The sequence below is a fragment of the Hydrogenophaga sp. 70-12 genome (assembly GCF_001897365.1).
GTDB lineage: Bacteria > Pseudomonadota > Gammaproteobacteria > Burkholderiales > Burkholderiaceae_C > Hydrogenophaga > Hydrogenophaga borbori.
This window is the reverse complement of sequence record NZ_MKSS01000270.1, coordinates 1-8,890: the sequence shown is the minus strand read 5'-3', so window position 1 is coordinate 8,890 and position 8,890 is coordinate 1. Positions and strand designations below refer to the sequence as shown.

Below are 8,890 nucleotides of genomic sequence, written 5' to 3'. Positions count from 1 at the left end.
GGACATGCCCAAGAACATCGAGGGCTACTACCAGGAGACCGGCCGCGCGGGCCGCGACGGCGAACCCGCCAACGCCTGGATGGCCTATGGCCTGCAGGACGTGGTGAACCAGCGCCGCATGATCGACGACAGCCCGGCGCCCGACGAATTCAAGCAGGTGCTGCGCGGCAAGCTCGACGCCCTGCTCGCCCTGGCCGAGGCCAGCGACTGCCGCCGCGTGCGCCTGCTCGCCTACTTTGGCGAGACCTACCAAGGACCGCACGCCGGTTTCGCCGCCGGGCCGCCCCCAGGCGAAACGCCTCCCCATCGGGGGGGCAGCGACCCGCGCAGCGGCGCAGCGTGGGGGGTCATGTGTGGCAATTGCGACAACTGCCTCAACCCGCCCGAGCTGTTCGATGCCACCGAGCCCGCGCGCAAGCTGCTGTCGTGCATCTACCGCGTGCAGCAGGCCAGCGGCCACGGCTATGGCGCGGGCCACATCATGGACATCCTGCGCGGCAAGGCCACCGAGAAGGTCGAGGCCAACGGCCATCAGCGGCTCAGCACCTTCGGCATCGGCGCCGACTGGAGCGAGACGCAGTGGCGCGCGCTGCTGCGCCAGCTGATCGCCATCGAGGCGGTGCGGGTGGACGACGCGCCCTATAACACCCTGCACCTGGCCGACGGCGCGCGCGCCATCCTCAAGGGCGAGGGCGAGGTGCGCCTGCGCATCCAGGCTGAACGCGCGCCCTCGCGCTCGCGCAGCGCGCGCGCCAAACCGCCGGTGGGCGACGACGGCACGCCGCTGAGCCTGGCCGAGCGCGACTGCCTGGAGGCGCTCAAGGCCTGGCGCGCCGGCGTGGCCAAGGAGCACAACCTGCCCGCGTATGTGATTTTTCACGACGCGACCCTGCGCGCCATCGCCCAGCGCCGGCCCATCGACGTGACCGACCTGGACGGCATCAGCGGCATCGGCCTCAAAAAGCGCGCGGCGTACGGCGACGCGGTCATCCAGGTGGTGAGTGCTTTTCTCTGAGCCCTCAAGTCCTGCGGGCCCCAGCCGAAAACCATCGGGTGACAGTGCCGACCGCCCGTCGGCCAACCGTCTGTCGCACGTGATGCGCCGCTCAAGCCGACGGCCCTCATGCCGATGTTCCATGCAAGGGGCGGCCTCCGCTCCACGGTCTCAACGAATCGATTGCACGGAGCGCGTCATGTTTTTCCGCCTGCCCTGGCTGTCCAAGCGAAGGGCCCCCAGCTACCACGACACCCTGGCCCTGGACCTGGACTATGTCGTCGATGAATTCCACTCGGCCATGGCCGACATCCAGGACCCCCTGCGCGTGCGCCTGCACGCCGCCCTGATGAACTGCCGCACCCCGCGCGACTTGTGGTTCCTGCGCGGCAAGCTGTTCAACCTGATCTGCAAGCACCACCACGAGGGCGAGGCCAACAAGCGCGTGGGCCGCCTGGACGCCAAGCTGCGCTACTTCGTGGACAACCACCCCGACTACTCGGCGGACGAGGTGCCGAGCCGCCCCATGGGCCTGTTGCACTGACCTCTGCCGCCGCGCCCCTGGGGTGACCCCGGGCACGCGAAACAAAAGGCCACCTTCGGGTGGCCTTTTGTTTGGGGCGAGAGAACTTCAGTGCACGAAACCCATGCCGCGCGCCTCGCGCACCTCGGGCTTGATGCGGTGCTCGGCCTCGAGCTGGTCCAGGAATTCGGCCGGCTCCATGGCGGCGCCCAGGATCTCGGCCTGGCGCTTGACGGCGGCGAAGTCGCCAGGGCAGAGCTGCTCCAGGCGCGCCAGGCGCTGGCGCAGGCCGTCGTCCAGGCGCTCACCCTGGCCACCCAGGGCCTCGACCACGAACATGGTCTCGCGCTGCGCGCGCGTGAGCGGCTTGAAGCGGATCTTGAAGGTGAAGCGGCGCAGCGCGGCCTGGTCGATGCTGTCCATCAGGTTGGTGGTGCAGACGAAGATGCCCGCGAAGCGCTCCATGCCCTGCAGCATCTCGTTGACCTCGGTCACCTCGTAGGTGCGCTGCGCGCCGCGGCGGTCCTGCAGGAAGCTGTCGGCCTCGTCGAGCAGCAGCACCGCGTGCTCGGCCTCGGCCTCGCGGAACATGGCGGCCATGTGCTGTTCGGTCTCGCCCACGAACTTGCTCACCAGGTCGCTCGCACGCCGGACCATCAGGGGGCGGCCGAGCTGCTGGGCGATGTGCTCGGCCAGCGCCGTCTTGCCGGTGCCGGGCGCGCCGTGGAAGCACAGGCAGCCGTGGCCGCGCGCCTTGAGCGCATCGATGATGCGCGGGATGGGGTGGCGCGACTCCACGTGCAGCATGTCCAGGCTGTACTGCGTGACGCTGGGGCGCTGCAGCACGTCGGGCGCGCGGCCCAGGGCCTGGTCGGCGTGGCGCAGCTGGCGTTCGATCAGTTCGTCCAGCAGGGGCGGCGGCCCCAGGCGCGCGGCGGCCTTGCGGCCAGTGGCGCGCGCCGGCGCGGCCGCCAGTTCGGCGAAACGCACCGCCGTTCGGATCTGCGCCGGCGTCAGGCCCTTGCGTTCGGTCAGGCGGCCCACCAGGGCCTCGCTCACGGCCGCGCCTTCCAGCGTCTTGCGCACCAACTGCTCGCGTGCGCCGGGCGGCGGGCTCTTGAGTTCCAGGTGGTAGGCGAAGCGGCGGCGGAAGGCCGGGTCGATCTGCTCGATGCGGTTGGTGATCCACAGCGTGGGCACGGCGTTCGACTCCAGCACCTGGTTCACCCAGGCCTTGCCGCTGACCGAATGGCTGTGCGGCGCGGCCACGTGCTCGGCGCGCGCCATGAACTGCGCGGCCTCGCTGGAGATCGGCGGGAACACGTCTTCCACCTCGTCGAACAGCAGCGCCGACTGCGCCGTGCCCTTGAGGAACACCTGGGCGATCTGCAGCGAGCGGTAGCGGTCGCGGCCCGAGAGCGCGTTGCCGTCGCGGTCGGCGTACTCGACCTCGAACAGCTCCAGGCCGGCGGCCTTGGCCACCACGCGCGCCAGTTCGGTCTTGCCGGTGCCCGGCGGACCGTAGAGCAGCACGTTGACGCCGGCCTCCTTGCGCGCCACGGCCTCGCGCAGCAGGCCGCTGAGCAGGCGCACGTCGTCGGACACGTAGTCGAAGTCGGCGGGTGCCAGCGTGGAACGCGCCGCCGGGCGCGTGAACACCGCCATGAGCTCGCTCTGCGAGCGGTATTCGCGCATCAGCACGGGCGGCAGCTTCTCGCTGACCTTCATCAGGTCGGCGAGGTCGGTGATGTTGTGCTCGGAGATGAGGTTCTCGACCATGCCGATGCGCTCGAGCCGCGAGCCCGCGCGCAGGGCCTCGCCCACTTCGCTGGCCTTGACGCCGGCCACGTCGGCGATGGCGGCGTAGGCCTCGGGCGCGTTGTTCACCTTGAACTCGACCAGGATGGAGCGCAGGTCGCGCTGGTAGCGCGCCAGCGTGCCGTACAGCAGCAGGGCGCGCTCGGCGCGGTTGAGCTGCAGCAGCCCGGCCAGGGCGTCGATGTTCTTCTCCACCAGGGTGCTCTGCTTCTTGAGCGCCTGGCTCAGCCAGTCGCCGGTGACGGCCAGCACCGAGAGCAGGTCCTTGGGCGCTTCCTTGGCGTATTCGTCCAGGTAGAAGAACAGGGTGCCTTCCTCGTACGGGCCGCGCCAGACGCCGTAGCGGTCCATGAAGGCGGCCGTGGAGAGCCTGTCGTGGCCGGCCCAGAGCTCGTTGTCGCGGCAGCGCCGCTGCAGGAACTCGCGCAGGCGCTGCAGCACGGTGTGCGGCCACACCAGGTGGCGCCCGGCCAGCGAGAGCAGGGTGTTCAGGTCGCGCCGCACGTTGAAGCGCGGCCCTTGGCGCGCCGCCAGCGTCAGCACGAAGTGCGAGCACATGAGGTCGAGCACGGGCGCCTGCTTGAGGCCGTGCGGCACGTGAAGGCGCCCTTCACCCAAGGCGCGCGCCTCGGGCGAGCGGACCGCGGGACCGGGTGACAACTGCCGTTTGCTCATGCGCAGGCTCCTGCGACAACCTCCAGCGTGACGGGGCGCCACGGTGCCGGGCCCCTGTGCGGCGGACCATAACGCAGCTTGATGCGCGATGGAAGGGCGCGATGACGGGCGTTCCGGGGCTTTTCCCACGCGGCGGCGCCACAATCGCCGGATGCTGCAAATAGATGACATCCGCGCCGCGGCGGCCCGCCTCGACGGCCAGGTCCTGCGCACGCCCTGCGTGGAATCGCGCACGCTGTCCCAGCTGACGGGCTGCCAGGTGTTCCTGAAGTTCGAGAACCTGCAGTACACGGCCTCGTTCAAGGAGCGCGGTGCGTGCAACAAGCTCGCGCAGCTCACGCCCGAGGAATCCGCGCGCGGCGTGATCGCCATGAGCGCGGGCAACCACGCCCAGGGCGTGGCCTACCACGCGCAGCGCCTGGGACTGCGCGCGGTCATCGTCATGCCGCGCTTCACGCCCGGCGTGAAGATCGAGCGCACGCGCGGCTTCGGCGCCGAGGTGGTGCTGCACGGCGACACCCTTGACGAAGCCCGCGCCCACGCGCGCCACCTGGCCGAGCAGCAGGGCCTGGTGTTCGTGCACCCCTACGACGACGAGGCCATCGCCGCCGGCCAGGGCACGGTGGGGCTGGAGATGCTGGCCGACGTGCCCGAGCTCGACACCCTGGTGGTGGCGGTCGGCGGCGGCGGGCTCATCGGCGGCATCGCCACCGCAGCCAAGGCGCTGAAGCCGGGCATCGAGGTGATCGGCGTGCAGACCGAGCGCTTCCCGGCCATGGTCAACGCCATCAAGGGCACGCGGCACCCGCAGGGCAGCAGCACCATCGCCGAAGGCATCGCGGTGGGCACCCCCGGCGAGATCAACCTGCCCCTGGTGCGCGAGCGCGTGGACGACCTGCTGCTGGTCGACGAAGGCGACATCGAGCAGGCCATCGTGATGCTGCTGGAGATCGAAAAAACCCTGGTGGAGGGCGCGGGCGCCGCCGGCCTGGCGGCCCTGCTCAAGCACCCCCAGCGCTTCGCGGGGCGCCGCGTGGGCCTGGTGCTCAGCGGCGGCAACATCGACCCGATGCTGCTGGCCTCCATCATCGAGCGTGGCATGGTGCGCGCCGGCCGGCTGGCGCGCATCGCCGTGAACGCGCGCGACGTGCCCGGCAACCTGGCCCGCATCACGGCCCTGGTGGCCGAAGCGGGCGCCAACATCGACGAGGTGCACCACCAGCGCGCCTTCACCCTGCTGGCGGCCCAGAACGTGGAGATCGAACTGGTGCTGCAGACGCGCGGGCGCGAGCACGTGAATCAGGTGATCGACGCGCTCAACGCCGCCGGCTTCGGCGCCCACGAGCAGTAAAGCGCGCGACGTCCGGCGCCGGGCGCGCCTCCGCATAATCGCGCGCCATGGACAACAGCACCCTGCAGGCCGCCCTGGCCGAGTACTTCGCCCCCTGGGTCCAGGCCCTGGGCCTGGTGGTCCACGGCAGCGCCGAAGGCGCCGTCACCCTGCGCCTGCCGCAGAGCGACCAGCTCAGCCGCGTGGGCGGCATGCTCTGCGGCCAGGCCATGATGGCCGCCGCCGACACCGCCATGGTGCTGGCGCTGATCCGCCAGTTCGGCGAGTTCCGGCCCTGCACCACGGTGCAGATGAACACCAGCTTCCTCAAGCCCCTGTCGGGGCAGGACGCCCTGGTCGAGGCGCGCGTGATCCGCGCCGGCAAGAGCCTGGCCTTCGGCGAGATCGACATCCGCGGCGCCGCCGACGGCAAGAGCGTGTGCCGTGCCACGACCACCTACGCGCTGCTGTAGGGTCTGCCGGGGGGCAAGGGCCCTCTTGGCCTAAAATCGCGTGTTTTAGAGACCAGACCGGAGCGTTTCATGGCCCACCAAGAACACCACACCCCCGAGCACACCGACGACGTGGTCGAGGCCATCACCCCGCTGATGCCCATCGTGCTGCCCCTCGCTGGCGGCGTGCTGATGTTCCTGCTGGCCTTCATCGCCGTGTTCATGGCCTGAAACCGCCTGTCGGGCACCGGGCCGGCCCGCCACGGGGGGCCGGCTTTTTTGTGGGCGCCGGCGCCTGGGTCCGCCGAAAACGCCGTCAATTGCATCACGTCATGCGGGTTTTGCATGTAACCCGTTAGTAACCCTGAGGGGTAAATCCTAAAATCGACCCAGTCGTCGATTGACGCCCCTCCCCGCGAGGCCACCGCCCCGCTGGCCGCCCGGGCTGCCGCCATCCACCGATGGGCAGCCGGCGCAGTCGACCCGAATTTGCTCGCCCAGATCCCCACGCCGACAGCCGCTGCCCGCGGCTGTCCCCGTCTTGGGCGACCGCCGGTTATCAAACTCTGGAGTCACTCGATGAACTCTCCCGTGATGCAGGGCCTGGCCCTCAACACCCCCTCCTACGTCAAACACGCCCGCCTGATCGCCTGGGTCGCCGACATGGCCGCCCTGTGCAAGCCGGACACCATCGTCTGGTGCGACGGCAGTGACGAGGAATACAACCGCCTGTGCCAGGGCCTGGTGGACGCCGGTACCTTCAAGCGGCTGAACCCGGCCAAGCGCCCGAACAGCTACCTGGCGTGCTCTGATCCCTCGGACGTGGCGCGCGTGGAAGACCGCACCTTCATCTGCAGCGAGCGCCAGGAAGACGCCGGCCCCACCAACAACTGGAAAGCCCCGGCCGAGATGCGCGCCACCCTGCAGCCGCTGTTCGACGGCTGCATGCGCGGGCGCACCATGTACGTGGTGCCCTTCAGCATGGGCCCGCTGGGCAGCCCGATCGCCCACATCGGCGTGGAGCTGTCCGACAGCGCTTACGTGGCCGTGAACATGAAGCTCATGACCCGCATGGGCAAGGCCGTGTTCGATGTGCTGGGCACCGACGGCGACTTCGTGCCCTGCGTGCACACCGTGGGCGCGCCGCTCAAGGCCGGCGAGAAGGACCACACGTCCTGGCCCTGCAACCCCACCGTCAAGTACATCGTCCACTACCCCGAAACGCGCGAGATCTGGAGCTATGGCTCCGGCTACGGCGGCAACGCGCTGCTGGGCAAGAAGTGCTTCGCGCTGCGCATCGCCTCGACCATGGGCCGCCAGCAGGGCTGGCTGGCCGAGCACATGCTGATCCTGGGCGTGACCAACCCGCAGGGCAAGAAATACCACGTGGCGGCCGCCTTCCCCAGCGCCTGCGGCAAGACCAACTTCGCCATGCTGATCCCGCCCAAGGGCTTCGAGGGCTGGACCGTCACCACCATCGGCGACGACATCGCCTGGATCAAGCCCGGCGCGGATGGCCGCCTCTATGCCATCAACCCCGAGGCGGGCTATTTCGGCGTCGCCCCCGGCACCAACACGGCCACCAACCCCAACTGCATGGCCAGCCTGAACAAGGACGTGATCTTCACCAACGTGGCGCTCACCGACGACGGCGACGTGTGGTGGGAAGGCATGGGCCCGGCGCCCGAGCACGCCATCGACTGGCAGGGCAAGGACTGGACGCCGCAGACCGCCAAGGAAACCGGCGCCAAGGCCGCCCACCCGAACGCGCGCTTCACCGTGGCCGCCACCAACAACCCCGCGCTGGACGCCGCCTGGGACGACCCCAAGGGCGTGGCCATCGACGCCTTCATCTTCGGCGGCCGCCGCAGCACCACGGTGCCGCTGGTGACGCAGGCGCGCGACTGGACGGAAGGCGTCTACATGGCCGCCACCATGGGCTCGGAGACCACCGCCGCGGCCTTCGGCGCGCAGGGTGTGGTGCGCCGCGACCCCTTCGCCATGCTGCCCTTCACCGGCTACAACATGAGCGACTACTTCCAGCACTGGCTGAACCTGGGCGCGCAGCTGCAAGCCCGGGGCGCCCAGCTGCCGGGCATCTTCTGCGTCAACTGGTTCCGCAAGGACGAGAACGGCAAGTTCGTCTGGCCGGGCTTCGGCGAGAACATGCGCGTGCTCAAGTGGATGATCGACCGCCTGGAAGGCCAGGGCCAGGGCGTGGAGCACGCCTTCGGCGTCTCGCCGCGCTACGAGGACCTGCACTGGAACGGCCTGGACTTCAGCGCCGAGCAGTACCGCACCGTCACCGCCATCGACAAGGCCGCCTGGGTGCAAGAACTCAAGCTGCACGATGAGCTCTTCCAGCAGCTGGCCTACCACCTGCCGCGCGAGCTGACGGACACCAAGGCGCGCATCGAGCAACGCCTGGCGGCCTGAGCGCCATCCCGGCCGATCGACCATCCGATCGGCCACAAAGAAAAAGCCACCCCGCGGGGTGGCTTTTTGCTGGGCGCGTGACAGCTCAGATGAAGTGCAGCTTGGCGTAGCGGGCGCGGCTGGCGGCCAGGCGCTCCCAGTAGCTGGCCTGCGGCGCCGCGGCGGCCTTGGCGGTTTCCGGCAGGCCCAGGGGAGCGAGCGCTTCGACGAAGTCAGTGGCGGTCGGCTCCTGCTCGGCGCGGTCGCGGGCGGCCATCAGGTCTCTCATCAGGCGCGGGTCGTGGCGGGCCATTTCCCACAGGCGCATGTCGGCGCGGGCCTCGGCCAGCGAACGCGACCAGTCGTCGAGCGCGGCCACAGCACGGCGCGCCACGCGGCGGGCGCTGTCGGCGAACAGGGCCAGGCCGGCGAAGACCAGGGCCCAGAGCAGCACCCAGGCCAGCATCAGGTGGCCGTCGGCCCAGGTGTCGATCAGTTGGTCGGCCACGACGATCAGCGTGGCGATGGCGGCGGCGAGCAGCAGGGCGCTCAGGCCGCGGGCGCCTTCGGACGCGGGGGCGGCGGTGGGGGTGTCTGCGCGCAGGGCAGCGGACAGCGAGGGGGCGGTGAGAACGGTGCTCATGGCGAACTCCTGAAAACCACGTCTTGTGGACGAAACGAAC

Annotated in this window: 8 protein-coding genes; 6 read left to right on the top strand and 2 right to left on the bottom strand. The window is 70.0% G+C overall.

The annotated features are described in order from the left end of the window. Together BGO22_RS14960 and BGO22_RS14955 are read left to right on the top strand one after the other, a co-directional pair. A partial coding sequence (locus BGO22_RS14960; RefSeq protein WP_286851510.1) for a RecQ family ATP-dependent DNA helicase occupies positions 1 to 1,015 on the top strand: 1,015 nt, incomplete at its 5' end. Between the two features lie 178 nt (positions 1,016 to 1,193). Next, positions 1,194 to 1,538 carry a hypothetical protein gene (locus BGO22_RS14955; protein ID WP_070400141.1) on the top strand — a complete coding sequence of 115 codons (345 nt, stop codon included), beginning with the start codon at positions 1,194 to 1,196 and terminating at the stop codon, positions 1,536 to 1,538. Positions 1,539 to 1,625: 87 nt separating this feature from the next. Here the strand turns inward: BGO22_RS14955 and BGO22_RS14950 are convergent, their stop codons facing one another. Continuing rightward, positions 1,626 to 3,893 carry an ATP-binding protein gene (locus BGO22_RS14950; protein ID WP_419880087.1) on the bottom strand — a complete coding sequence of 756 codons (2,268 nt, stop codon included), beginning with the start codon at positions 3,891 to 3,893 and terminating at the stop codon, positions 1,626 to 1,628. 268 nt (positions 3,894 to 4,161) lie between these two features. Between BGO22_RS14950 and BGO22_RS14945 the strand changes: the two genes are divergently transcribed. The 4 genes from BGO22_RS14945 (at position 4,162) to BGO22_RS14930 (ending at position 8,228) form a co-directional block, all read left to right on the top strand. Further along, positions 4,162 to 5,361: a threonine ammonia-lyase gene (locus tag BGO22_RS14945; RefSeq protein ID WP_070400140.1), complete on the top strand. Its 1,200-nt coding sequence runs from the start codon at positions 4,162 to 4,164 to the stop codon at positions 5,359 to 5,361. A 47-nt stretch (positions 5,362 to 5,408) separates the two neighbouring features. Next, positions 5,409 to 5,813 carry a PaaI family thioesterase gene (locus BGO22_RS14940; protein ID WP_204743824.1) on the top strand — a complete coding sequence of 135 codons (405 nt, stop codon included), beginning with the start codon at positions 5,409 to 5,411 and terminating at the stop codon, positions 5,811 to 5,813. A gap of 69 nt (positions 5,814 to 5,882) precedes the next feature. After that, positions 5,883 to 6,023, top strand: coding sequence for a hypothetical protein (locus BGO22_RS14935; protein ID WP_175442869.1), 141 nt, complete (start codon positions 5,883 to 5,885; stop codon positions 6,021 to 6,023). Positions 6,024 to 6,371: 348 nt separating this feature from the next. Then, a complete protein-coding gene (locus BGO22_RS14930) occupies positions 6,372 to 8,228 on the top strand; it encodes a phosphoenolpyruvate carboxykinase (GTP) (RefSeq protein ID WP_070400138.1) in 1,857 nt (618 codons plus the stop codon). Between the two features lie 85 nt (positions 8,229 to 8,313). Here BGO22_RS14930 and BGO22_RS14925 read toward each other — a convergent pair whose 3' ends face one another. Continuing rightward, positions 8,314 to 8,850, bottom strand: a complete 537-nt coding sequence (locus BGO22_RS14925) for a hypothetical protein (RefSeq protein WP_070400137.1) — start codon at positions 8,848 to 8,850, stop codon at positions 8,314 to 8,316. Positions 8,851 to 8,890 lie beyond the last annotated feature (40 nt).

Coding starts and splice junctions, on each gene's coding strand:
- BGO22_RS14930 (WP_070400138.1), top strand. CDS start 6,372: ATGAACTCTCCCGTGATGCAGGGCCTGGCCCTCAACACCCCCTCCTAC.
- BGO22_RS14945 (WP_070400140.1), top strand. CDS start 4,162: ATGCTGCAAATAGATGACATCCGCGCCGCGGCGGCCCGCCTCGACGGC.
- BGO22_RS14955 (WP_070400141.1), top strand. CDS start 1,194: ATGTTTTTCCGCCTGCCCTGGCTGTCCAAGCGAAGGGCCCCCAGCTAC.
- BGO22_RS14925 (WP_070400137.1), bottom strand. CDS start 8,850: ATGAGCACCGTTCTCACCGCCCCCTCGCTGTCCGCTGCCCTGCGCGCA.
- BGO22_RS14935 (WP_175442869.1), top strand. CDS start 5,883: ATGGCCCACCAAGAACACCACACCCCCGAGCACACCGACGACGTGGTC.
- BGO22_RS14940 (WP_204743824.1), top strand. CDS start 5,409: ATGGACAACAGCACCCTGCAGGCCGCCCTGGCCGAGTACTTCGCCCCC.
- BGO22_RS14950 (WP_419880087.1), bottom strand. CDS start 3,893: ATGTGCTCGCACTTCGTGCTGACGCTGGCGGCGCGCCAAGGGCCGCGC.